The following is a 22,119-nucleotide window of genomic DNA, read 5'->3' as shown; positions in this document are numbered from 1 at the left end:
TTTCGCGCCGGTCCCCCCGGGTGCCGCGGCGTCGCCTGCGACACTGAGGGGGATGAACGAGACAGCGAAGCGCGCCCGTGCCGTCGTCGACCTCGCCGCCGTGCGGTCGAACGTCCAGGCACTGCGGGCATGCGCACCCCGGGCAGAGCTGATGGCCGTGGTCAAGTCCGACGGCTACGGACACGGAGCGGTGCGCTGTGGGCGCGCCGCCCGTGAGGCCGGTGCGGGCTGGCTGGGCACGGCGCTGCCCGAGGAGGCGTTCGCGCTGCGCGCGGCCGGCGACACCGGGCGGCTGATGTGCTGGCTGTGGACGCCGGGCGGCCCCTGGCGAAAGGCCGTGGAGCAGGACATCGACGTCTCGGTGAGCGGGCTGTGGGCGCTGCGCGAGGTGACCGCCGCGGCCCGCGCCTGCGGCCGCACCGCCCGGGTCCAGCTCAAGGTCGACACGGGCCTGGGCCGCAACGGCTGTCAGCCCGCCGACTGGCCGGAGCTGACCGCCGCGGCCCGCGCCGCCGAGGCGGAGGGCGCCGTGTCCGTCACCGGCGTCTGGTCGCACTTCGCGTGCGCCGACGAGCCCGGCCACCCCTCGATCGCCGTCCAGCTCGCCGCCTTCCACGACGCGCTGAAGACCGCCGAGGCCGCCGGGCTGCGCCCCGAGGTGCGGCATCTCGCCAACACCCCGGCGACGCTGACGCTGCCGGAGGCGCACTTCGACCTGGTCCGCGCCGGCATCGGTGTCTACGGCATCTCGCCCAGCCCGGAGGTGGGCACCTCCCAGGACTTCGGGCTGCGGCCCGCGATGACCCTGGAGGCCGCGCTGGCGTCGGTCAAGCGGGTCCCGGGCGGCCACGGAGTGTCGTACGGGTACACGTACACCACGCCCGGGGAGACCACCCTCGCCCTGGTCCCGCTCGGCTATGCCGACGGCGTCCCGCGGCACGCCTCCGGCACCGGCCCGGTGCTGGTCGCCGGCAAGTGGCGGACGGTCGCCGGGCGGATCGCGATGGACCAGTTCGTCCTCGACCTGGGCGGCGACAGCGCCGCGGCGGGCGATCGGGCCGTGCTCTTCGGCCCCGGCGACCGCGGCGAGCCGACCGCCGAGGACTGGGCCCGCGCGGCCGGAACCATCGGCTATGAAATCGTCACACGGATCGGAACCCGGGTGCCGCGCGTCTATGTGGACAGCGGCATAGGGAACGGAGCAGCAGAAGCCGAAGAAGCCGAGGGAGATACCGCGCTCACGGGGGGTACCGCATGACCGAGGGCAAGGAGGCCGCCGCACAGGCGGTCGAGACGGCCGCCGAAGTGGCGGTCGAGGCAGCCAACAACTGGGCCAGGGCGGGCCGGCACGCGGGCGTCGCCGGCGCCGCGATCGGCGTGGTCGCGGCGGGTGCCGCGGCCGGTGTGGCGATAGAGCGGATGACGGTCGGCCGCGGTATGCGCCGCCGTGCCCGGCTCGCGCTGGACGCCGCCGGGCCGTACGGCACGCTGCGCGGCACACCGGGCGCGGCGATCGCCGAGGACGGCACCGAGCTGTACTACGAGGTCGACGAGCCGGGCCCGGAGACCGGCCGGCTCGTCGACAAGGACGAGCGGCCGGGCAGGGGCGCCGCCAGGAACGGCAGGGGCGCCCCGCACGAGCGGTCCGCCAAGCCCGCCCGCGGCAAGGAGGCCCGCGCCGCGCAGGAGGCCCAGAGCGGTCTGCGCAAGCGGCTTACGGCGGCGCTGGGGAGGCGCTCGGCGGCGGCCCCCACGGTCGTCTTCAGCCATGGCTACTGCCTCAGCCAGGACTCCTGGCACTTCCAGCGCGCCGCGCTGCGCGGCACGGTGCGCACGGTGCACTGGGACCAGCGCAGCCACGGCCGCTCGGCGCGCGGGCACGGCCAGATCGACGGCACCGAAGAGGTCGCCATCGACCTGCTGGGCCGGGATCTGAAGGCGGTGCTGGACGCCGCGGTGCCCGAGGGGCCGATCGTGCTGGTCGGGCACTCCATGGGCGGGATGACGGTGATGGCGCTGGCCGACCAGTTCCCCGAGTTCGTCGCGGAGCGGGTGGTCGGGGTGGCCCTGATCGGCACGTCCGCGGGGCGGCTCAGCGAGGTCAGCTACGGGCTGCCGTCGATGGGCATGAAGGCCTTCCACTGGCTCGCGCCGGGCGTGCTCAGGGCGCTGGGCTGGCAGCACGAGATCGTCGAGCGCGGGCGGCGGGCCACCGCCGATCTGTTCGCCGGGCTGATCAAGCGGTACTCGTTCGGGTCGCCCGAGCAGGTGGACCCGGGCATCGCGCGGTTCGGTGAGCGGCTGATCGAGGCGACCCCGATCGACGTGGTCGCCGAGTTCTTCCCGGCGTTCGCGGTGCATGACAAGACCGAGGCGCTGGTGGCGTACGACGCGGTGCCCGCGCTGGTGCTCGCCGGGGAGAACGACCTGATCACCCCCGCCGACCACAGCCGGACGATCGCCGAGATGCTGCCCGACGCGGAGCTGGTGTGCGTCCCGGGCGCCGGGCATCTGGTGATGCTGGAGCGGCCCGAGCTGGTCAACGAGCACCTGGTGTCGCTGGTGGAGCGGGCGAGCGCGGCGGCCCGCAGCTCACGGCACGCGCGGGCCTGAGGACGAGGGGCGCGCGGAGCGCCGCCGCACGGGCGGTGCCGCGCGCCGTTCGCGCGGGGTGGCGGCCGGGTGGCGGGCGGGACGTACCATTTGCGGCATGAGCTCCACCGGCGCGATCGCCCATGTAACCGTCAAGTCCCCCGACCAGATGCAGGAGTTGGGCCGCAGGCTGGCCCCGCTGCTGCGCCCCGGTGACCTGGTGCTGCTCACCGGTGAGCTGGGCGCCGGCAAGACCACGCTGACCCGCGGCCTCGGTGAGGGCCTGGGCGTGCGTGGCGCCGTGACCTCGCCCACCTTCGTCATCGCCCGGGTGCACCCCTCGCTGACCGGTGGCCCCGCGCTGGTGCACGTCGACGCCTACCGCCTCGGCGGCGGGCTGGACGAGATGGAGGACCTGGACCTCGATGTCTCGCTGCCGGAGTCGGTGGTGGTCGTGGAGTGGGGCGAGGGCAAGGTCGAGGAGCTGTCCGACGACCGGCTGCACGTCGTCATCGGCCGCGCGGTGGGCGCGGACGCGCCCCACCCGGAGGACGAGGTGGACGACGTGCGCGAGGTGACGGTCACCGGACTCGGCTCCCGGTGGTCGGGCACGGAGCTGGACGGCCTGCTCGTCCCGTAGTTTCCGACAAGCCGTCGGTAAGATGTTGCGCAGTCGGTATCGCACGTGGTGACATGGGTGAAGACCCCAGTTAGGTCAGCCTAAGTAGCGAGCCTAGCTTCTGTCGCTTGCCCCAGGAGCCCCGGGAGGCGTCCATGTCCGCCCACCAGCACGATGCGCGCGAGACGCCGACGATGAATGAGCTGCTGGCGGCGTGTGCCGCGGCGAGCGCCGTCTCCACGCCCCCTGACGCCCCCGAGGAGGCCCGCGCACCCCGCAAGGGCAAGCCGGCCGGGCCCGCGGACGGGCCGGCGGAGGGCGAGGAGAAGCCCGCGTCCACCCGGCGGCGCGACGCCGCGTAGCCCGTTAGGGCCAAGAAGGAGCCGGGACCGAGCGCGCGGTCAGGCGACCACGACGACCTTGGTGCCCTGCAGTGCGAAGTCCCACATCGCCTTGCCGTCCTCCCGCGACTCACGGATGCCACCGGTCCGCTTCGACGAGCCCGGGTCGGGCCGGGAGCCGTCGACGGCCGCGCTGAAGCCGACGGTGACGGCTTCGACGGTGGTGAAGCGCACGACGTGCTCGATCGCGATCCCGTCCGAGCCCGTGACGCTCACCGACCGCGAGCCGACCGTGTACGTCCCCAGCCGCGGGTGCACCGTGCTCGGCGCGACCGTGAACGTCCGCACCGCCCGGTCCTTGGCGTCGACCAGCCAGACCCGCTTGCCGCCCAGCGAGTAGACGACCCGCTGGCCCTTGCCGGAGGCGGCCGGGACCGGGACCGCGGCCGGCGTCCGGTCCTTCTTGCCGGGCCGGTCCGAGTGCCCCTTGGACGCGCTGTGGCCGTCCTTGCGGGCCGGGGCGAGGGTGTCCGGAGCGGACGCCGCGGCCTGGTAGCCGAGGAAACCGACCACGACGACGGCAGCCGCGGTCAGCGCGGTGACGATCGTGCTGCTCTTAGCGGGCACCGCTGTGCCACCTTTCCGTACGTTCCCCTGCTTCGGGGGCGACGGTAGCAGGGGACGGGGCACCGCCGGCCGAGCCGTAGGCTTGAGGGCGTGCTGCTGCTAGCTCTTGACACCGCCACCCCCGCCGTCACCGTCGCGCTCCATGACGGGACGGACGTCCTCGCCGAGTCCCGCGATGTGGACGCGCGCCGGCACGGCGAGCTGCTGCTGCCCGCCGTCGACCGGGTGCTGGGCGCGGCCGGCCGCAAGCTCGACGAGGTCAGCGACATCGTGGTCGGCGTGGGCCCCGGGCCCTACACCGGTCTGCGGGTCGGCCTGGTGACCGCCGCCACGTTCGGGGCGGCGCTCGGCGTGCCCGTCCACGGCCTGTGCACGCTGGACGGCCTCGCCTACGCCGCCGGACTCACCGAGCCCTTCGTCGTGGCCACCGACGCCCGCCGCAAGGAGGTCTACTGGGCGCGCTACGCCGATGCCCGCACCCGGCTGACCGAACCGGCCGTCGACCGCCCCGCCGACCTCGCCGACGAGGTGGCCGGCGTCCCGGCCGTGGGCGCGGGCGCGGTGCTCTACGACAGCGTCTTCACCGGTCTGCGGCGCGAGGCGCCCGAGCACCAGTCCGCCGCGGCGCTGGCCGCGCTGGCCGCGGAGAGGCTGGCCGCGGGCCAGGAGCTGCTGGAGCCGCGGCCGCTGTACCTGCGCCGCCCGGACGCCCAGGTGCCCGCCAACTACAAGGTGGTCACCCCCAAGTGACTGCCCGCCCGTCGCCCGACCACCGCCCCTCAACGGCGCCGCTGCGCGACGGCACCTCTCGATCCGCTGCGCTGCGCGAGATGCGCTGGTGGGACATAGCGCCGGTGCTGGAGCTGGAGCGCGAGCTCTTCCCCGAGGACGCCTGGTCGGCCGGCATGTTCTGGTCGGAGCTGGCCCACGCCCGCGGGGATTTCGCCACCCGCCGCTACCTCGTCGCCGAGCTGGCAGGACGGCTCGTGGGCTACGCGGGGCTCGCCGCCATCGACGGCACCGGCGACGTCCAGACCATCGCCACCGCCCGCGACCAGTGGGGCACCGGCCTCGGCGCCCGGCTGCTGACCGAACTCCTCGGCGCCGCGACCGACTTCGAGTGCCATGAGGTGCTGCTGGAGGTGCGGGTCGACAACCTCCGCGCCCAGCGCCTCTACGAGCGCTTCGGCTTCGAGCCGATCGGCTTCCGCCGCGGCTACTACCAGCCCGGCAACGTCGACGCCCTGGTGATGCGCCGTACCACCCAGACCTCCTCCGAAGCACCCTCCGTACAAGGAACTTGAGAATCATGGCTGACTCACGCGGCGGACCGCTCGTCCTCGGCATCGAGACCTCCTGCGACGAGACCGGTGTCGGCATCGTCCGCGGCCACACCCTGCTGGCCGACGCGGTCGCCTCCAGCGTCGACGAGCACGCGCGCTTCGGCGGAGTGGTGCCGGAGGTCGCCTCCCGGGCCCACCTGGAGGCGATGGTGCCCACCATCCAGCGGGCGCTGAAGGAGGCCGGGGTCGCGGCGAGCGATCTGGACGGCATCGCGGTCACCGCCGGACCGGGCCTGGCCGGTGCGCTGCTGGTCGGCGTCTCGGCCGCCAAGGCGTACGCCTACGCGCTCGGCAAGCCGCTCTACGGCGTCAACCACCTCGCCTCGCACATCTGCGTCGACCAGCTCGAACACGGTCCGCTGCCGGAGCCGACGATGGCCCTGCTGGTCTCCGGCGGCCACTCCTCCCTCCTGCTCGCCCCCGACATCACCTCCGACGTCCGGCCGCTGGGTTCGACGATCGACGACGCGGCGGGCGAGGCCTTCGACAAGGTCGCGCGGGTGCTGAACCTCGGCTTCCCGGGCGGCCCGGTCATCGACCGCTACGCCCGCGAGGGCGACCCCGAGGCGATCCGCTTCCCGCGCGGTCTGACCGGCCCCCGCGACCCGCTCTACGACTTCTCCTTCTCCGGCCTGAAGACGGCCGTGGCCCGCTGGATCGAGGCCAAGCGGGCGGCCGGCGAGGAGGTGCCGGTGGCGGACGTCTCGGCGTCCTTCCAGGAGGCGGTGGTCGACGTCCTGACCCGCAAGGCCGTACGGGCCTGCAAGGACAACGGCGTGGACCACCTGATGATCGGCGGCGGGGTCGCGGCCAACTCCCGGCTGCGGGCGATGGCCCAGCGCCGCTGCGAGGACGCCGGTATCACCCTGCGGGTGCCGCGGCCCAAGCTGTGCACCGACAACGGCGCGATGGTCGCCGCCCTGGGCGCGGAGATGGTGGCGCGCGGCCGGGCGGCCTCGCACTGGGACCTGTCCGCGGACTCCTCGCTCCCGGTCACCGAACCGCATGTGCCGGGGCGGCCGGCCGAGGACGAGCACGACCACGGTCACAGCCACGGTCACAGCCATGATCACGTCCACGAGACGAGCAGGCAGAACCTCTACCCGTGAGCAACTTCTGAGGATCGGTGACAACCGCCGCCTCCCCCGGCCCCGCGTCCGCCCCGAGGTCTTACCCTGGAGCGGCACCGGGCGCGCGCGTGGGGAGGCGGCAGGCTGTGGACTGGTTCTGGTGGGTCTTCATCTTCTTCATGGCGGGCGGCTTCGCGAAGGTCGCCGACACCGCCCGTACGGCTATGCGCACCCGCCACGAGCGCAAGATGGAGCGCCTGGAGACCGCGCGGCAGGAACGTCAGGAACTGGCGGCCGCCCAGAAGCCGCCGGAGCCGGTGTGCGGCTGCACCCACCACCTCGCCAAGCACGACAAGAAGGGCAAGTGCCATGAGCGGGTGGAGGTCGCGGTGGCCTGGGACGCCGACCACAAGCCGGTCCAGTACGAAGCCGGCCAGTGCACCTGCCAGCAGTACGTCGGCCCGCAGCCGCTCTCCCAGATCTACGCCGAGGACCTCACCGACCTGGCGTGAGTGACGACCCGGGCGCGTGCGCGGGGTGCCCCAGCAGCATGGTGGGGGCGCCGGCGACCCGGGTGAGGAAGATCGTGCAGGAGTTGCCGCCGCCGCCCAGCTTCAGCTTCCGGCGCAGCTCCTCGGGCTCGACCGCCGAGCCGCGCTTCTTGATCACCGCGGTGCCGACGCCCCGCTCGCGCAGCAGCGCCCTGAGCTTCTTGACGTTGAACGGCAGTACGTCGGTGAGCGCATAGGCGGTCGCGTACGGGGTGGCCGTCAGCCGGTCCGCGGTGATGTACGCGATCGTCGGGTCGATCAGCCGCCCGCCGACCTGTGCGGCGACATCGGCCACGAGGTGGGCGCGGATGACCGCGCCGTCCGGCTCGTAGAGCCAGTCCCCGACCGGCCCCGGCTCGGGGTCCGGCAGGCCGGCGCCCAGCAGCGAGTCGCCGGCCGGCAGCAGGGTGGCGCGGCGGCCGCCGGGCGTCGGGGCGGGGGCGCCGCCGGGGGACGACGTGGCGAACCACAGCACCGCCTCCTTCACCTCGCCCCCGTCGGAGATCCACTCCGTCTCGGCGTCCTCGGGAAGCACGTCGTGCGGCACCCCCGGCGCGATCTTCAGCGCCGCGAACGGGGCCGTACGGGCCGCCTCGACGGCCCAGGACAGCGGCGGCGAGTACGCCTCCGGATCGAAGATCCTCGCGCCGCGGACCTTGCCACGCCGCGCCGGATCCACGAACACCGCGTCGTATCCGGCGGTGTCCACCTCCGCCACCTCCGCGCAGCGCACCTCGATCAGCTCCGCGAGCCCCAGCGCCTCGGCGTTCGCCTTCGCCGCCGCACAGGCCAGCGGGTCGCGGTCGACGGCCAGTACGCGGATCCCGGCGCGCGCCAGCGCGAGCGCGTCGCCGCCGATGCCGCAGCACAGGTCGGCCAGCGAACGGACGCCCAGCGCGGCGAGCCGGGCGGCGCGGTGGGCGGCGACCACGGTACGGGTGGACTGCTCGACGCCGTGGGGCGTGAAGTACATCAGCCACGCGTCCGCCCCGAACTTGGCCGCCGCGCGCTGCCGCAGCCGGGCCTGGCCGAGCGCGGCGGAGACCAGCGGCGCGGGGTGGTCGCGGCGCAGCCGGGTCGCGGCCGCCAGTTCGTCCGCCGGGTCGAAGTCGCGCAGTTCGGCCAGCAGTGCCTGCCCCTCGGGGGCCAGCAGCGCGGAGAAGGTGTCGAGGTCGGTCACCTGCACCATTGTGGTCCAGGCGGGGCGCGGCCCCTACGTCGCCCGGCGGCCGCGTCCGCGCCGGCGCGGACGGTCGCGGCCGGCGCCCTCCGGCTCGCGGCGGCGCTGCGCATGGTCGCTGATCCGCAGCAGCAGCGCCACCATCACCCAGTTCGCGACCAGTGACGAGCCGCCCTTGGCCAGGAACGGCAGGGCCTTGCCGGTCAGCGGGATCAGGCCGGTGACGCCGCCGGAGACGACGAAGACCTGGAGCAGCAGCGCCCCGGCGAGCCCTACCGCGAGCAGCTTGCCGAACGGGTCGCGGGCGGTCAGCCCCACCCGCAGCCCGCGCTGCGCGAGCAGCACGTACAGCATCAGCACCGCCATCACCCCGGCCAGGCCCAGCTCCTCGCCGACGGTGGTGAGGATGAAGTCGCTGTTGCCCGCGAAGCCGACCAGCTCGGGGTGGCCCTGGCCCAGGCCGGTGCCGCCGATGCCGCCGCTGCCGAAGCTGAACAGCGCCTGGCCGAGCTGGTCGGACATGCCCTCCGCACGGCCTTCCTTGGTGAAGGCCCGCATGGGGTCCAGCCAGGCCGTGACGCGGCCGTGGACGTGCGGCTCCAGGGAGCCGACGACGGCCGCGCCGACCGTGGCCATCAGCAGGCCGCACAGCACCCATCCGGCGCGCCCGGTGGCCATGTAGAGCATGATCACGAAGACGCCGAAGAAGATCAGCGAGGTGCCCAGGTCCCGTTCGAAGACCAGCACCAGCAGGCTGATCACCCAGATCGTGAAGATCGGCCCGAGCTGCCGTCCCGGGGGCAGCTGGACGCCCATGACGCGGCGTCCGGTCAGCGCCAGCGCATCGCGGTTGACGGTGAGGTAGCCGGCGAAGAACACCGAGATCATGATCTTCACGAACTCGCCGGGCTGCAGCGACAGCGGCCCGAGCAGGATCCAGCGCTTGGCGCCGTACATGTCGGCGCCGAAGAAGGCCGGCGCCATCAGCAGCACCAGGGCGACCGCCATCGTCAGATAGATGTAGCGCTGCAGAATGCGGTGGTCGCGCAGCACCAGCAGGATGGCGATGCAGACCGACACCCCGATCACCGTCCACACCAGTTGGCCGCTCGCCGCCTCGGCGATCTTCAGACGCGGGGTCTGCGCGTAGGTGACGTCCAGCCGGTGCAGCAGGACCAGGCCGATCCCGGTCAGCAGGGTCGCCAGCGGCAGGATCAGCGGATCGGCGCGCGGGGCGAAGCGGCGCAGGACCAGATGCGGCACCAGCGCCACGAAGAGCATGCTGACGGCGAAGCCGGCCAGGCCGCCGGGCAGCCGGCCGGTCATCGACAGACCGGTGTAGGCGTAGCCGAAGACGGCGGTCAGGACGACGAGGGCGAGCAGCCAGGCCTCGGTCCTGCGGCGGTCCGGTGCCCGTTGCAGCGCGGCGAACGTCATGGTGCGCTCGGCGTCGCTCTCCGGCTCCCCGGCCGGCCGGGGAGCGCTGGTCAGTCCACGCACGGGTTCCTCCGCCTTCGATGGTCAGGGCCTGCGGACCCGGTCCGGGCTGATCCACACGGCGCGTCCGGGCCCGGTTCGCAGGCCCGGCAGTCGGGGAAGTAGACGAGGTGGCCCGGGGGGTGGTTGCCAAGAAACGGGAAGGTGTGTCCGATTTGGCAGGGAACCCGCCCCGGCGACGGACCCGTTGGCCGCGTCGCGGTCAACCGGCGTCGCGGAACCCGCCCCCGGCGCGCTGGCACTCCGCTTGACCGAGTGCTAACCGCGTCATAGTCTCGGCGTTGGCACTCTCCAGTGGGGAGTGCCAAACACACAGCGACGGGCAGGTCCGGCACCCGCGACGACGGATCCACCTGGTCGCCACCTCAGACAGTTAACCCCGTGAGATCTCCGAAGGGGGAGGTCGGATCGTGACGACCGCCAGCTCCAAGGTTGCCATCAAGCCGCTTGAGGACCGCATCGTGGTCCAGCCGCTCGACGCCGAGCAGACCACGGCCTCGGGCCTGGTCATTCCGGACACCGCCAAGGAGAAGCCCCAGGAGGGCGTCGTCCTGGCCGTGGGCCCGGGCCGCATCGAGGACGGCAAGCGCGTCGAGCTCGACGTCACCGTTGGTGACGTCGTTCTCTACAGCAAGTACGGCGGCACCGAGGTGAAGTACAACAACGAGGAGTACCTCGTTCTCTCGGCCCGCGACGTGCTCGCGATCGTCGAGAAGTAAGTCACCCAGATTTGCCGTGATCTGCGCCCCTGGTTCCCGCGTCTAAACAACCCGGGGCAGGGGCGCAGTTCGTTTGACCCAGCGGTCCCCACTGCGTGCCGAGGATCGCAATGAGAGGACTTGAAGCACCCCATGGCGAAGATCCTGAAGTTCGACGAGGACGCCCGTCGCGCCCTTGAGCGCGGCGTGAACAAGCTTGCCGACACGGTGAAGGTGACGATCGGTCCGAAGGGCCGCAACGTCGTCATCGACAAGAAGTTCGGTGCCCCCACCATCACCAACGACGGTGTCACCATCGCCCGTGAGGTCGAGGTCGACGACCCGTACGAGAACCTGGGCGCCCAGCTCGTCAAGGAGGTGGCGACCAAGACCAACGACATCGCGGGTGACGGCACCACCACCGCCACCGTGCTGGCCCAGGCGCTGGTCCGCGAGGGCCTGCGCAACGTCGCCGCGGGCGCTTCCCCGGCCGCCCTGAAGAAGGGCATCGACGCCGCCGTGCAGGCCGTGTCCGAGGAGCTCCTCGCGACCGCCCGCCCGATCGACGACAAGGCCGACATCGCCGCCGTCGCCGGCCTGTCCGCGCAGGACAAGCAGGTCGGCGAGCTCATCGCCGAGGCGATGGACAAGGTCGGCAAGGACGGTGTGATCACCGTCGAGGAGTCCAACACCTTCGGTCTGGAGCTGGACTTCACCGAGGGCATGGCCTTCGACAAGGGCTACCTCTCGCCGTACATGGTCACCGACCAGGAGCGTATGGAGGCCGTCCTCGAGGACCCGTACATCCTGATCCACCAGGGCAAGATCGCCTCGATCCAGGACCTGCTGCCGCTGCTGGAGAAGGTCATCCAGGCGGGTGGCTCCAAGCCGCTGCTGATCATCGCCGAGGACGTCGAGGGCGAGGCCCTGTCGACCCTGGTCGTCAACAAGATCCGTGGCACCTTCAACGCGGTGGCCGTCAAGGCCCCCGGCTTCGGTGACCGCCGCAAGGCGATGCTCGGCGACATGGCCACCCTCACCGGTGCCACCGTCATCGCCGAGGAGGTCGGCCTCAAGCTCGACCAGGCCGGTCTGGACGTGCTGGGCTCCGCCCGCCGCGTGACCGTCACCAAGGACGACACCACCATCGTCGACGGCGGCGGCAACGCCGAGGACGTCGCCGGTCGCGTCGCCCAGATCAAGGGCGAGATCGAGACCACCGACTCCGACTGGGACCGCGAGAAGCTCCAGGAGCGCCTCGCCAAGCTCGCCGGTGGCGTCTGCGTCATCCGCGTGGGTGCGGCCACCGAGGTCGAGCTCAAGGAGAAGAAGCACCGTCTGGAGGACGCCATCTCCGCGACCCGCGCCGCGGTCGAGGAGGGCATCGTCTCCGGTGGTGGCTCCGCCCTGGTGCACGCCGCCAAGGTGCTGGAGGGCAACCTCGGCAAGGAGGGCGACGAGGCCACCGGCGTCGCCGTCGTCCGCCGCGCGGTCGTCGAGCCGCTGCGCTGGATCGCGGAGAACGCCGGCCTCGAGGGCTACGTCATCACCGCGAAGGTCGCCGAGCAGGACAAGGGCCAGGGCTTCAACGCCGCCACCGGCGAGTACGGCGACCTGGTCAAGGCCGGCGTCATCGACCCGGTCAAGGTCACCCGCTCCGCCCTGGAGAACGCCGCGTCGATCGCCTCCCTGCTGCTCACGACCGAGACCCTGGTCGTCGAGAAGCCGGCCGAGGAGGAGTCGGCCGAGGCCGGTCACGGTCACGGGCACGCGCACTGACGCATAGCCGCGCAGCCGGCTGAGCGCCGGCGGTAGCCGGTGGAAGGCTCCTGTTCCCGCTCGTGAGCGGTGGGAACGGGAGCCTTCTCGCGTGCTGCCGGGAGCCGCGCGGCCGGCACGCCCCGGTCAGAGCGCGCCGAGCTGCCGCATCAGGCCCAGGACGTCGTAGTGCCACCAGCCTTCCTGGATCATTCCGTCGTGGAACCGGAAGGTCGTGGTGCCGGTCATGGTGCACTTCCGGCCGGTCGGCTGGACGTCCATGAACGGGCCCTTGTGCGTCCCGTACCAGGTCCACCGGGTCACGACGTCGTCGCCCTGGGCGATCTGGGATTCCAGGTCGAACGTGAAGTCGAAGGCGGCGCGCCATCCGGTGATGTCGCGCTGCAGCGCGTCGGACCCGATCACGGTCTCGTCCTCTTTGATGACGTCGTGGTCCCGGTAGTCGGACGCGAACACCTCGTCGACGGCGCCGAGGTTGCCCCCGGCGGCGATCTCGTGGAAGAACCGGCGGGCGGTTGCGGTGTTCAACTGCTCGTCCCGGACGACGTCGAGATCGGTGAAGGACGGCATCCCGTCGCAGAGCGCCACCATCTCCTGGAAGATCCGGTCGGTCTCCGGGAGGTGGGAGTTCTTCACCGCCTCTTCGTGCGAGGGGAATTCGACGATCTCGACGTAGTGGGAGGCGTCGGACCGGTCCTTGCCGACGACGCTGTGGGTGGCGGTCCGCCTGCCCTTGGTCTGCTCGACCCACTTGTCCATGAGTTCGTTCATGCCGTCGGGCCGCTCGGTCCGGTAATCGATTATCTGTACGAATTTCATGGCGCCTCCCGGGGTGGGTGGGACGCGTCCATTTTAGTGAGGAATGCCCAGTATCGTGCGGTCAGGCCGAACGGTCCCGGGCCGCCGGGTGCACCGGGTCCGCGAACGGCCGGCCGGCCGCGAACCGCGCCACCTCGTCCAGCGCCCGATCGGCCAGGCGGTGCAGTTCGCCGCCCAGGGAACCGGCGATGTGCGGGGTGAGCAGGACGTTCGGCAGGTCGTACAACGGGGAGTCGGGCGGCGGGAGTTCGGGGTCGGTGACGTCCAGGACCGCGTGCAGCCGGCCGGTCGCCAGCTCGGCGAGCAGGGCCGCTTCGTCGACGAGGGAGCCGCGGGCGGTGTTGATCAGGGTGGCGCCGTCCGGCATCAGCGCCAGCTCGCGGGCGCCGAGCAGGTGTCGGGTTGCGGGCAGCTCCGGGGCGTGCACGGTGACGATGGAGCTGTCGGCGCAGAGCGTGTCGAGGGGGACCGGCGCCACCCCCAGCCGGGCGGCCTCGGCGGCGTCGACGTACGGGTCGTACAGCAGGACGCGCAGGTCGAACGGGCGCAGCAGCTCGATGAGGCGGCGGCCGATGCGGGAGGCGCCGACGACGCCGACGGTGCGGTGGTAGTTGCCGTCGCCGGACAGCTCGTGCTGCCAGTCGTGCGGGGCGCGCAGGGCGCGGTAGCGGTGGGCGGCGTGCAGCACCCGCTTGTTGGCGAAGAGGATCGCGGCGAGGGTGAACTCGGCGACCGGCAGCGCGTTGACGGCGGCCGCCGAGGCGACGGCGATACCGCGCTGCCAGCACGCGTCGGTGATGTGGTGCTTGACCGAACCGGCGGCGTGCACGACGGCCCGCAGCCGCGGTGCGGCGGCCAGCACGCGCTCGGTCAGGGGCGGCGCCCCCCAGCAGGTGAGCAGCAGCTCGGCGTCGGCGAGGGCGGCGGCGACGGCGGGCGAGGGGTCGGCCAACTCGTGGGCGACGAGGCGGGAGTCGGTCTGGGCGAGGGCCGCGAGGCGGGCGTGGTGGCGGGCGTCGAGGAGCCGCTCGGCGATACCGGGGCCCATCGACAGCAGCACGTTCGGGCGCCTCGCCGTGCGCTCGGCCGTCCCGGCGGGGGGTGGCGTGGTCATGTGTTCTCCTTCGTGCTCCCTTGACGCCCGGTCGGCCGTACCCGAAGGATGCCCCGGCGGCCGGCCGTCATCCTCCGTCAGAGGGGAACCCATGTCTGCGCGTCACCCCCGCTCCCTCCCCTTCCCGCTGCCGCCCGAGGACCGTCGCCGCAGCCCGTACACCGGCTGGACCCGCGTCCACTGGGAGGCGGTGGCCGACGGCCTGCTGTGCGCCACCCGCCCCTACGCCTCCCCGGGCCTCGGCCTGATCGCCCTCCCCGGCGGCCGCCCCAGTTCCTCCGGCCCCCGCTCGGACGGCCTCGAAGGCTTCGCCCGTACCTTCCTGCTCGCCGCGTTCACCGTCGCCGGCAGCGGCGGCCGCGATCCGCACGCCCACCTCGCCCGTTACGCCGAAGGCCTGGCCGCCGGCACCCGGAACCCCACCGGCGACCGGGAGTCGACATCCGCCGACCCCGACTCCTGGCCCCGTATCGACGCCGTCCGCCAGGCCCGGGTCGAGGCGGCCTCCCTCGCGCTCGGCCTGCGCGTGACCCGCCCGTGGCTGTGGGACACCCTCGACGACGCGGTCCGCGCCCGCGTCGTCGACTGGCTGCTGCCCGCCCTCGGCCCGTCCCCGGTCGACAACAACTGGTGGCTCTTCGGCCTCACCGTCGGGGGCTTCCTGTGCGACGCGGGCATCGAGACCGTACGCGCCCGGGCCGCCGTCGACCGCGCACTGGCCCGCATCGAGGACTGGTACCGCGGCGACGGCTGGTACTCCGACGGCGACAACCGCGCCTTTGACCACTACAACGCCTGGGCGCTGCACTTCTACCCCGTCCTGCACGCCCACCTCGGCGCCGACCGCACGCTCCTGGCCGCCTACGGCGACCGCCTGCGCGCCCAACTGGACGACTACACCCGCCTCTTCGACACCAACGGCGCGCCGCTGCCCTTCGGCCGCTCGCTCACCTACCGCTTCGCCGCCACCGCCGCCCCCTGGCTGGGCGCCCTCACCGGCCACACCCCGCTTGCCCCGGGCGCCGTCCGCCGCCTCGCCTCCGGGGCCCTGCGCCACTTCCTGGACCGCGGTGCCGTCGGCGCCGACGGCCTGCTGCCGCTCGGGTGGTACGGGCCCTACGCGCCGATGCTCCAGAGGTACTCGGGCCCGGGCTCGCCCTACTGGGCGACCAAGGGCTTCCTCGGCCTGCTGCTCCCCCCGGACCACCCCGCCTGGACCGCTCGGGAGGCCCCGCTGCCCGCCGAAGCGGTGGACACCGTCAGGCCGTTGGGCGGTACGGGCCTGCTGCTGCACTCGACCGCGTCCGACGGCCTGGTCCGCGTCCACAACCACGGCAGCAACGCAACGCCCGGCGCCCCCGACCCGTACTACGCCCGCTTCGCCTACTCCACCCGCACCGGCCCCACCAGCGACGAAGCCGCCCTGCCGGACAACCACTTCGCCCTGCTCATCGACGGCCGCCCCACCACGCGGGGCCCGGCCGCACCGTGCGGCCACGGCCCCGACTGGACCGCGTCCACCCACACCCCGCGCCACGCCGACGGCACCGAGCCGGCCGGCATCCGGGTGCTGTCCGCCACCGTCGCCCACGGCCGCGCCGAACTCCGCGCCCACCTGGTCACCGGCGCCGCCCCCGGCACGCCCGTACGCCAGACGGGCTGGGCCGCCACCCCCGGCGGCCCGACCGCCCAACTCCACCCCGTGCACGGCTACGACACCCCGCGCGCCCGCCCCACCCCTACGGGCAGCACCCTCTTCGGCCCCCGTACCGAAACCGCCGTCCTGGAGGGCACCGTCGGCCCGGACGCCGAGGGGACGCTCTTCGTCGCCCTGGCCTCCCTCACCGGGGACCCGGCGCCCGCCCCCGTCCACACCCTGGCCACCACACGCCTCACCCGCCACGGCGGCCGTCACGCCCGCCACGTCCTCCACCTCACGTGGCACGACGACGGCACCACCAGCCACCTGGTCCTGCCCCCGCCCGCCGAAGGGCGCGCACCGGACCGGGCGGCGCGGCGGCGTCCTGGCTAACGGGGCCCGTACTTGCGCCCGGTGCGGGACGCGACCCCGCCCAGCACCGCGCGGGGCACCAGCTTCAGCGCCCCGGTCAGCGCCTTGTACCGCGGGTCGGGGATGGACAGCGACTTGCCCCGCATCAGGTCCTTCATCGCCGCGTCCACCAGCTTGTCCGCGTCCAGCCACATCCATCCGGGGATGTTGTCCGTGCCCATCCCCGCCCGCTGGTGGAACTCGGTGCGTACGAAGCCCGGGCACAGCGCCATCAGCCGCACCCCGCTGCCCGACAGGTCCCGCGCCGCGCCCTGGGTGAACTGCACGACCCACGCCTTGCTCGCGCCGTAGGTGCCGCGCGGCACGAACGCCGCCACCGACGCCACATTGACCACCGCGCCACGGCGCCGCTCCCGCATGCCGCGCACCGCGGTCGTGGTCAGCCGCAGCACCGCCTCGCAGTGCACCTTCAGCATCGTCAGTTCGTCGGCCAGCGGCACTTCGAGATACTCGCCCTTGTTGCCGAAGCCGGCGTTGTTCACCAGCAGATCGACCGGGTGCCTGGTGTCCGACAGGCGCGCCTCGACCGCGGCGATGCCGTCCTCGGTGGACAGGTCGGCGCTCAGCGCCTCCGCCTCGATGCCGTGCCGGTCGTGCAACTCGGTGGCCTGCTCGTGCAGTCGCTTCTCGTCGCGCGCCACCAGCACCACGCTGTGGCCGTCGCCGGCGAGCCGCCGGGCGAACGCCGCCCCGATGCCCGCCGTCGCTCCCGTGATCAATGCAGTCGTCATCGGGTCTCCTTCGTGGATATCCCCGGCTTCAGCCGGGGGAGGGGGTACCTCCCGCTTGCGGGGGAGAAACGAAGCTCCCGCGTGAGCGGGGCAGGGAAAGCCGATTCGCCGTCAGGGCGGATCGGCGCCCACCCGGGGACGAGGTGAGGCAGCCCCCAAAGGTCGGCGGCTCTCAATGTCAGTCCTCCCAGGTAGGTTCAGGGGTATGACGGCAGAAGCGATCACGGAGGCGACCGGGCATGCCCGGTACACCTTCCGTGTGCGTCTGTCGATGTCGGCCCGGCGTCAGCTTGAGGCCGAGTGGGACCGCTTGCGCTGGGTCTGGAATGAGTGCGTCGCCAAGTCCAAGGCCGTACACGTGTACAACCGGGAGACCGGCGAGAAAGCGACGCGTGGTCCGGTGCAGCTTGCGGCGATGCTAACCGAGGCTCGCAAGCGGACGCCGTGGCTGGCTGCGGGCGCGTGCGTGCCGCAGCAGCAGTTGATACGCGACTTCGGCAAGTCCCGCGCCAAGGCACTCAAGGACATCAAGAACCGACTGCCGATGCGGCAGCGGGCCGGGATGCCGAAGTACAAGAAGAAGCGCGAAGCACTGCCGACCCTCGAATACACCAAGCGCGGGTTCCGGTTGAGGGACGGCCGTCTTCACCTGGCGGGCGGGATCGTCGTACGCCCGGTGTGGTCGCGGGACCTTCCCCAGGCGCCGTCCAGCGTGCGCGTGTACCGCGATGCTGTGGGGCACTGGTGGGCGTCGTTCGTCGTGGCCACCATGACCGAACAGCTTCCCGAAACGGGGCGCGTGATCGGAATCGACTGGGGCGTCAAGGAGACCGCGACCACCACCAGCGACGACCACGACCTTCCGCACGCCCAGCACGGGAAGACCGCCGCGCAGAGACTCGCGCGCTATCAGCGGAAGATGGCCCGGCGCCGCCCGGCGAAGGGCCACGCCGGTTCGAGGGGCTACCGCGAGGCGAAGCGGCAGACAGCCAAGCTGTACAAGAAGATCGCGAACCAGCGGCAGGACACCGGCCGCAAGTGGGCCAAGCGCGTCGTGCGGGACCACGACGCCATCGCGGTCGAGGATTTCCGCCCGAAGTTCCTCGCCAGGACATCGATGGCTCGCAAGGCCGCAGACGCTGCCATCAGCGCCGCCAAGAAGGTCCTGGTCGAGATGGGCCGCAAGCACGGCCGGACCGTGCACCTGGTACACCCCGCGCACACCACCATGGACTGCGCACAGTGCGGAGCGAGAACCAAGCACGCACTACCTCTTTCCGAGAGAACGTATGCCTGCACCGCGTGCGGAGCCGTCTCCCCCAGAGACAAGAACTCCGCCCGCGTGATGCTCGTCCGGGCTGGTCTCGTACCCGGCTAGTGCTGATCGTGTAAGACCTGCTGGTCCGCCGGACCGCAGGCGACGTGAGCTAGGAATCCCCCTCGTTCACGAGGGGGAGGAGTCAAACCGGCACGCTATCCGCCCGGACGGCGGCACCCGAGACCCAGGGCGTGTCCGCGCCGACCCCCGCCGACGCCCCGCCGGCCCGGCCGCACCGCGCACCGCCGGCGCCGGACCGCCGGCGTCGCGACCGGGCGGACCGGCCCCCGCCGGCCGCCCGGTCAACCGCCCTGCCGCGCCAGATACTTCGCCACCACCTCCCGCGCCACCTCCGGAAGCGCCTCCCCGGCCTCCAGCAGCCGCGGCAGCAGCTCCCGCCGGGTCGTCAGTGCCCGGAACATCAGCTCGATCGTCACCTCGTGATCGGGGCGGTACACCCGCTCGACGCGGTCCCCGGCGCGGATCTCGCCCGGCTCGATCACCCGGAGGTAGGCACCGGGCACCGCGGCCCGGGTGAACCGCTTCATCCAGCCGCGCTCGCCGAGCCACCCCTGGAACGTGCGGCAGGGGATCCGCGGGCAGCTCACCTCCAGCAGCACCCGCGGGCCGATGCGCCAGCGCTCGCCGATACGGGCGCCGGTGACATCGACGCCCGAGGTGGTGAGGTTCTCGCCGAAGGAGCCGTTGGTCAGCTCGCGGCCCAGCTCCCGCTGCCAGAGGTCCAGGTCCTCGCGGGCATAGGCGTACACGGCCTGGTCGTCGCCGCCGTGATCGCGCAGGTTGACCACCGCGTCGCCGGCCAGCCCGCTGCCCCCGACGCCCGCGGGGCCGGGGGCGCCGACCGCCACCGGGCCCTCCACGGGCCGCTTGTCGATACCCGTGCCGCCCTCGGCGTCGGTGTACTCGGACGGCCGGGGCCGCCCCACATTGACGGTCAGCAGCTTCATACGGTCCTCCGCCGTTGCCGTGCCATGGATCGCGGAGCGCCCGGCCGGCGTCTCCGCCCCTGATCAAAGACCGCCTCGGCCGGGCAGGACAGACCATAGGGGCGCGTCCTGGCCACTCCGCCCAAAAGCGGCATCCTGATTTTCCCCGATCCACCCAAGACTCGCTTATGCTCGAAGCGTGATCGAGGCCCGTCATCTCCGTGTGCTGCGCGCCGTCGCGCGGACCGGCTCGTTCTCCGCCGCCGCGCGCGAGCTGGGCTGCACCCAGCCGGCCGTCAGCCAGCAGATGAAGGCGCTGGAGCAGTCCGCCGGCACCCCGCTGCTGGTCCGCGCGGGCCGCGAGATGCGGCTGACGCAGGCGGGCGCGGCGCTCGTACGGCACGCCGTCGGCATCCTGGCCGGGCTCACCGCCGCCGAGGAGGAGGTCGCGGCCATCGCGGGCTTGCGGGCGGGGCGGGTGCGGCTGGTGTCGTTCCCGTCGGGCAGCTCGACGCTGGTGCCCACCGCCCTGGCGAAGATGCGCGCCGCCCACCCGGGCACCCGGGTCTCGCTGGACGAGGCCGAGCCGCCGCGCTCGATCGAGATGCTGCGCAACGGGGACTGCGAGATCGCGCTGGCCTTCCGCTACCCGGAAGTGCGCGGCGCGGACCCGGAGGCCGCGGCGGAGTGGGACGACCTGGTGGTCCGGCCGATCCTGGTGGACCGGCTGATCGGGCTGGTGCCGGACGGCCACCGGCTGGCGAAGGCCGGCACCGCGGGGTTCGCGGAGCTGGCGGACGAGCCGTGGATCGCGGGCTGCCCGCGCTGCCGCAGGCACCTCGTCGAGGTCTGTGAGAGTGCGGGCTTCACCCCGCGCATCGACTTCGCCACGGATGACTATCCGGCCGTGATCGGCCTGGTGGGTGCGGGGCTGGGGGTCGCCGCGCTGCCGGAGCTCACGCTGGAGTCGGTGCGCCCCAAGGGGGCCACGGCGATACGGATGGAGCCGGCCGTGCACCGCGAGATCGTCGCGCTCACGCTGCCGGATCTGGCCCATGTCCCCGCCGTCGCGGCGACGCTCGATCAGCTGGCGGACGCGGCGGGCCGGAGCGGTCACGCGCGCTGAGGGGTCACGGGGTGCGCCGAGTGGCGGCGAGAGCAGCCCGCACCTCTGCTCCCCGCAGTCGAAGCTGCGAAGGAACGTTTCTTCAGGGAGTGGTCGCGCTCCCTGGGTCAGGCGCCTGAGGTGCCCGAGTTGCCGGTCATGGAGGTCGCGGGGATCAGCCGGTGGCGGGCCCGGCCCATGAGCTCCTCGCGTTCGTCCTCCGTCAGGCCGCCCCAGACCCCGTAGGGCTCGCGGACGGCCAGTGCGTGCGCCGCGCACTCGGCTCGCACCGGACAGCGCATGCAGACCTCCTTCGCCGATGTCTCACGCGCGCTACGGGCCGCTCCGCGCTCACCCTCGGGGTGGAAGAACAGGGAGCTGTCCACGCCACGGCAGGCGGCCAGCAGCTGCCAGTCCCAGAGGTCTGCGTTCGGGCCCGGGAGGCGGGAGAAATCTGCCATTGCTTGTCCCCTCGAAGCGATGCTGATTCGGGCTCGGTGCTCAAGACCGTACATCTACTATCGAAGTAGATGTAAATATGACTCATTGCGAATCTAGTCGCAGTCAACGCGAAAATGGAAGAAAGAGAGCCAAATAGGGCATAGGGTGCACGCGCGGATGCGGGCCGCCCGACGAGTCGTCTGCGTATCCGGCTCCTCACGGAGCGTGCTGAACTCGGTCACCGAAGCCGTAACTCTTTCGAGTGACCGTCGTTGAGTGTGCGGAGGCGATTGGCAGAGGTAGCCCTAGGGCACATGTCCGAGGCGGCCGTCAATCGCACAGGTGACGATATGTACCAGCCTGGAGGCTCAAGGTGACGCGCATCAGCTGCGGAGGGCGGTCATGACTTCCGTCCTCGTCTGCGACGACTCCCCGCTTGCCCGAGAGGCGCTCCGTCGGGCGGTTGCGACCGTACCCGGCGTCGAGCGTGTGACGACCGCGGCCAACGGCGAGGAAGTCCTCCGCCGCTGGGGTGCCGATCGTTCGGACTTGATTCTGATGGACGTGCGGATGCCCGGTCTCGGCGGTGTCGAGACCGTGCGCCGGCTGCTGTCCGCCGACCCCGGCGCCCGGATCATCATGCTCACGGTGGCCGAGGATCTCGACGGTGTCGCGCTCGCGGTCGCCGCCGGCGCCCGCGGCTATCTGCACAAGGACGCCTCGCGCGCCGAGCTGCGGGCGACGGTGACCCAGGCGCTGGCCGACCCGACGTGGCGGCTCGCCCCGCGCCGGCTGCGGTCCGCCGAGATGGGTGCCGCCCCGACGCTCACCGCCCGCGAGATCCAGGTGCTGGAGGGCATGAGCCACGGCCGCTCGAACGCCGAGATCGGCCGGGAGCTGTTCCTGTCGGAGGACACGGTCAAGACCCACGCCCGGCGCCTGTTCAAGAAACTCGGCGCCTCCGACCGGGCGCACGCGGTCGCGCTCGGCTTCCGCTGGGGACTGGTCCGCTGACCTGCTGTGCACACGGGGTTACGGCGCCCGCCCGCGGAAGCGGGTAGCGAACGTCGTAACCCCGCCGCGTCGACGCCCGGCGCCGAAACCTCACGGGATGCCGCATCCTTGGAGGTGTGACTCCTCCCCGGCGGAGGCCGGGGCTTCTCACTCGGCCAGAAGAGACCTCATGACGGACAAGGCCTGCCCGGCGCCGTACGGCACGCAGACAAGCTACCGGCGAGGGCTCGCGGTCGGTATGGGTACAACCCGAACGGGGGAG

General features: G+C 72.6%; 21 protein-coding genes and 1 pseudogene. 14 read left to right on the top strand and 8 right to left on the bottom strand.

Annotation, left to right across the window (positions count from 1 at the left end; translation table 11 throughout):
* Positions 1-52: 52 nt before the first annotated feature.
* From alr to ACZ5XZ_RS19090, 4 genes are all read left to right on the top strand, one after another.
* A complete protein-coding gene (alr, locus tag ACZ5XZ_RS19105; RefSeq protein WP_468979389.1) occupies positions 53-1,258 on the top strand; it encodes an alanine racemase in 1,206 nt (401 codons plus the stop codon).
* Entirely contained in the window at positions 1,255-2,613 is a 1,359-nt protein-coding gene (locus ACZ5XZ_RS19100) for an alpha/beta fold hydrolase (RefSeq protein WP_468979387.1), read from the top strand. The genes alr and ACZ5XZ_RS19100 overlap by 4 nt, the downstream gene beginning before the upstream one ends.
* A gap of 97 nt (positions 2,614-2,710) precedes the next feature.
* Positions 2,711-3,232 (top strand): tRNA (adenosine(37)-N6)-threonylcarbamoyltransferase complex ATPase subunit type 1 TsaE, encoded by a 522-nt coding sequence (tsaE, locus tag ACZ5XZ_RS19095; protein ID WP_468979385.1) that lies wholly within the window; start codon positions 2,711-2,713, stop codon positions 3,230-3,232.
* 134 nt (positions 3,233-3,366) lie between these two features.
* Complete coding sequence (locus tag ACZ5XZ_RS19090) at positions 3,367-3,573, top strand: hypothetical protein (protein ID WP_468979383.1); 207 nt, start codon at positions 3,367-3,369, stop codon at positions 3,571-3,573.
* 39 nt (positions 3,574-3,612) lie between these two features.
* Here ACZ5XZ_RS19090 and ACZ5XZ_RS19085 read toward each other — a convergent pair whose 3' ends face one another.
* Positions 3,613-4,179 (bottom strand): hypothetical protein, encoded by a 567-nt coding sequence (locus ACZ5XZ_RS19085; protein ID WP_468979381.1) that lies wholly within the window; start codon positions 4,177-4,179, stop codon positions 3,613-3,615.
* Positions 4,180-4,269: 90 nt separating this feature from the next.
* Here ACZ5XZ_RS19085 and tsaB point away from each other — a divergent pair, with 90 nt between their 5' ends.
* From tsaB to ACZ5XZ_RS19065, 4 genes are all read left to right on the top strand, one after another.
* Entirely contained in the window at positions 4,270-4,929 is a 660-nt protein-coding gene (gene tsaB / locus ACZ5XZ_RS19080) for a tRNA (adenosine(37)-N6)-threonylcarbamoyltransferase complex dimerization subunit type 1 TsaB (protein WP_468979378.1), read from the top strand.
* 80 nt (positions 4,930-5,009) lie between these two features.
* Positions 5,010-5,483, top strand: a complete 474-nt coding sequence (gene rimI / locus ACZ5XZ_RS19075; RefSeq protein WP_468979433.1) for a ribosomal protein S18-alanine N-acetyltransferase — start codon at positions 5,010-5,012, stop codon at positions 5,481-5,483.
* A gap of 5 nt (positions 5,484-5,488) precedes the next feature.
* Complete coding sequence (tsaD, locus tag ACZ5XZ_RS19070) at positions 5,489-6,631, top strand: tRNA (adenosine(37)-N6)-threonylcarbamoyltransferase complex transferase subunit TsaD (RefSeq protein WP_468979376.1); 1,143 nt, start codon at positions 5,489-5,491, stop codon at positions 6,629-6,631.
* A gap of 107 nt (positions 6,632-6,738) precedes the next feature.
* Entirely contained in the window at positions 6,739-7,104 is a 366-nt protein-coding gene (locus ACZ5XZ_RS19065; RefSeq protein ID WP_468979374.1) for a hypothetical protein, read from the top strand.
* Here the strand turns inward: ACZ5XZ_RS19065 and ACZ5XZ_RS19060 are convergent.
* Positions 7,088-8,332 (bottom strand): THUMP-like domain-containing protein, encoded by a 1,245-nt coding sequence (locus ACZ5XZ_RS19060; protein WP_468979373.1) that lies wholly within the window; start codon positions 8,330-8,332, stop codon positions 7,088-7,090. The genes ACZ5XZ_RS19065 and ACZ5XZ_RS19060 overlap by 17 nt on opposite strands.
* A 24-nt stretch (positions 8,333-8,356) precedes the next feature.
* Positions 8,357-9,760: an FtsW/RodA/SpoVE family cell cycle protein gene (locus ACZ5XZ_RS19055; protein ID WP_468979430.1), complete on the bottom strand. Its 1,404-nt coding sequence runs from the start codon at positions 9,758-9,760 to the stop codon at positions 8,357-8,359.
* Between the two features lie 470 nt (positions 9,761-10,230).
* Here ACZ5XZ_RS19055 and groES point away from each other — a divergent pair, with 470 nt between their 5' ends.
* Both groES and groL read left to right on the top strand, forming a co-directional pair.
* On the top strand, positions 10,231-10,539 hold the full coding sequence (groES, locus tag ACZ5XZ_RS19050; RefSeq protein ID WP_384429999.1) for a co-chaperone GroES: 309 nt from the start codon (positions 10,231-10,233) through the stop codon (positions 10,537-10,539).
* A 132-nt stretch (positions 10,540-10,671) separates the two neighbouring features.
* On the top strand, positions 10,672-12,297 hold the full coding sequence (groL, locus tag ACZ5XZ_RS19045) for a chaperonin GroEL (RefSeq protein ID WP_399146742.1): 1,626 nt from the start codon (positions 10,672-10,674) through the stop codon (positions 12,295-12,297).
* A gap of 126 nt (positions 12,298-12,423) precedes the next feature.
* On the opposite strand, the gene ACZ5XZ_RS19040 is transcribed toward groL, so the two are convergent.
* Positions 12,424-13,116, bottom strand: a complete 693-nt coding sequence (locus ACZ5XZ_RS19040) for an ester cyclase (RefSeq protein ID WP_468979370.1) — start codon at positions 13,114-13,116, stop codon at positions 12,424-12,426.
* A gap of 61 nt (positions 13,117-13,177) precedes the next feature.
* Positions 13,178-14,230, bottom strand: coding sequence for a hydroxyacid dehydrogenase (locus ACZ5XZ_RS19035; protein ID WP_468979367.1), 1,053 nt, complete (start codon positions 14,228-14,230; stop codon positions 13,178-13,180).
* 91 nt (positions 14,231-14,321) lie between these two features.
* Between ACZ5XZ_RS19035 and ACZ5XZ_RS19030 the strand changes: the two genes are divergently transcribed.
* The gene (locus ACZ5XZ_RS19030) at positions 14,322-16,262 is read left to right on the top strand and encodes a DUF2264 domain-containing protein (protein ID WP_468979365.1); all 1,941 of its coding nucleotides are present in this window, start codon (positions 14,322-14,324) and stop codon (positions 16,260-16,262) included.
* Here the strand turns inward: ACZ5XZ_RS19030 and ACZ5XZ_RS19025 are convergent.
* On the bottom strand, positions 16,259-17,032 hold the full coding sequence (locus ACZ5XZ_RS19025) for an SDR family NAD(P)-dependent oxidoreductase (RefSeq protein ID WP_468979363.1): 774 nt from the start codon (positions 17,030-17,032) through the stop codon (positions 16,259-16,261). The two genes, ACZ5XZ_RS19030 and ACZ5XZ_RS19025, sit on opposite strands and share 4 nt — an antisense overlap.
* A gap of 205 nt (positions 17,033-17,237) precedes the next feature.
* Here ACZ5XZ_RS19025 and ACZ5XZ_RS19020 point away from each other — a divergent pair.
* Positions 17,238-18,435, top strand: a pseudogene (locus ACZ5XZ_RS19020) (RNA-guided endonuclease InsQ/TnpB family protein); the annotation flags it as partial.
* Between the two features lie 217 nt (positions 18,436-18,652).
* Here the strand turns inward: ACZ5XZ_RS19020 and ACZ5XZ_RS19015 are convergent.
* On the bottom strand, positions 18,653-19,318 hold the full coding sequence (locus tag ACZ5XZ_RS19015; RefSeq protein WP_468979361.1) for an MOSC domain-containing protein: 666 nt from the start codon (positions 19,316-19,318) through the stop codon (positions 18,653-18,655).
* A gap of 178 nt (positions 19,319-19,496) precedes the next feature.
* Here ACZ5XZ_RS19015 and ACZ5XZ_RS19010 point away from each other — a divergent pair, with 178 nt between their 5' ends.
* Entirely contained in the window at positions 19,497-20,423 is a 927-nt protein-coding gene (locus tag ACZ5XZ_RS19010) for a LysR family transcriptional regulator (protein WP_468979359.1), read from the top strand.
* 107 nt (positions 20,424-20,530) lie between these two features.
* On the opposite strand, the gene ACZ5XZ_RS19005 is transcribed toward ACZ5XZ_RS19010, so the two are convergent.
* A complete protein-coding gene (locus ACZ5XZ_RS19005) occupies positions 20,531-20,863 on the bottom strand; it encodes a WhiB family transcriptional regulator (protein ID WP_384430026.1) in 333 nt (110 codons plus the stop codon).
* A 382-nt stretch (positions 20,864-21,245) separates the two neighbouring features.
* Here ACZ5XZ_RS19005 and ACZ5XZ_RS19000 point away from each other — a divergent pair, with 382 nt between their 5' ends.
* A complete protein-coding gene (locus ACZ5XZ_RS19000; RefSeq protein ID WP_003948568.1) occupies positions 21,246-21,857 on the top strand; it encodes a response regulator transcription factor in 612 nt (203 codons plus the stop codon).
* Positions 21,858-22,119: the final 262 nt, after the last annotated feature.

This window comes from Streptomyces sp. NPDC033270 (assembly GCF_055576575.1).
This window is presented reverse-complemented; position numbering and strand designations above follow the sequence as displayed.

Bases quoted from the DNA above. Each gene is read 5' to 3' on its own strand.
- alr (WP_468979389.1), top strand. From the start codon at position 53: ATGAACGAGACAGCGAAGCGCGCCCGTGCCGTCGTCGACCTCGCCGCC.
- ACZ5XZ_RS19100 (WP_468979387.1), top strand. From the start codon at position 1,255: ATGACCGAGGGCAAGGAGGCCGCCGCACAGGCGGTCGAGACGGCCGCC.
- tsaE (WP_468979385.1), top strand. From the start codon at position 2,711: ATGAGCTCCACCGGCGCGATCGCCCATGTAACCGTCAAGTCCCCCGAC.
- ACZ5XZ_RS19090 (WP_468979383.1), top strand. From the start codon at position 3,367: ATGTCCGCCCACCAGCACGATGCGCGCGAGACGCCGACGATGAATGAG.
- rimI (WP_468979433.1), top strand. From the start codon at position 5,010: ATGCGCTGGTGGGACATAGCGCCGGTGCTGGAGCTGGAGCGCGAGCTC.
- tsaD (WP_468979376.1), top strand. From the start codon at position 5,489: ATGGCTGACTCACGCGGCGGACCGCTCGTCCTCGGCATCGAGACCTCC.
- ACZ5XZ_RS19060 (WP_468979373.1), bottom strand. From the start codon at position 8,332: ATGGTGCAGGTGACCGACCTCGACACCTTCTCCGCGCTGCTGGCCCCC.
- ACZ5XZ_RS19055 (WP_468979430.1), bottom strand. From the start codon at position 9,760: ATGACGTTCGCCGCGCTGCAACGGGCACCGGACCGCCGCAGGACCGAG.
- groL (WP_399146742.1), top strand. From the start codon at position 10,672: ATGGCGAAGATCCTGAAGTTCGACGAGGACGCCCGTCGCGCCCTTGAG.
- ACZ5XZ_RS19040 (WP_468979370.1), bottom strand. From the start codon at position 13,116: ATGAAATTCGTACAGATAATCGATTACCGGACCGAGCGGCCCGACGGC.
- ACZ5XZ_RS19035 (WP_468979367.1), bottom strand. From the start codon at position 14,230: ATGACCACGCCACCCCCCGCCGGGACGGCCGAGCGCACGGCGAGGCGC.
- ACZ5XZ_RS19030 (WP_468979365.1), top strand. From the start codon at position 14,322: ATGTCTGCGCGTCACCCCCGCTCCCTCCCCTTCCCGCTGCCGCCCGAG.
- ACZ5XZ_RS19025 (WP_468979363.1), bottom strand. From the start codon at position 17,032: ATGACGACTGCATTGATCACGGGAGCGACGGCGGGCATCGGGGCGGCG.
- ACZ5XZ_RS19015 (WP_468979361.1), bottom strand. From the start codon at position 19,318: ATGAAGCTGCTGACCGTCAATGTGGGGCGGCCCCGGCCGTCCGAGTAC.
- ACZ5XZ_RS19005 (WP_384430026.1), bottom strand. From the start codon at position 20,863: ATGGCAGATTTCTCCCGCCTCCCGGGCCCGAACGCAGACCTCTGGGAC.
- ACZ5XZ_RS19000 (WP_003948568.1), top strand. From the start codon at position 21,246: ATGACTTCCGTCCTCGTCTGCGACGACTCCCCGCTTGCCCGAGAGGCG.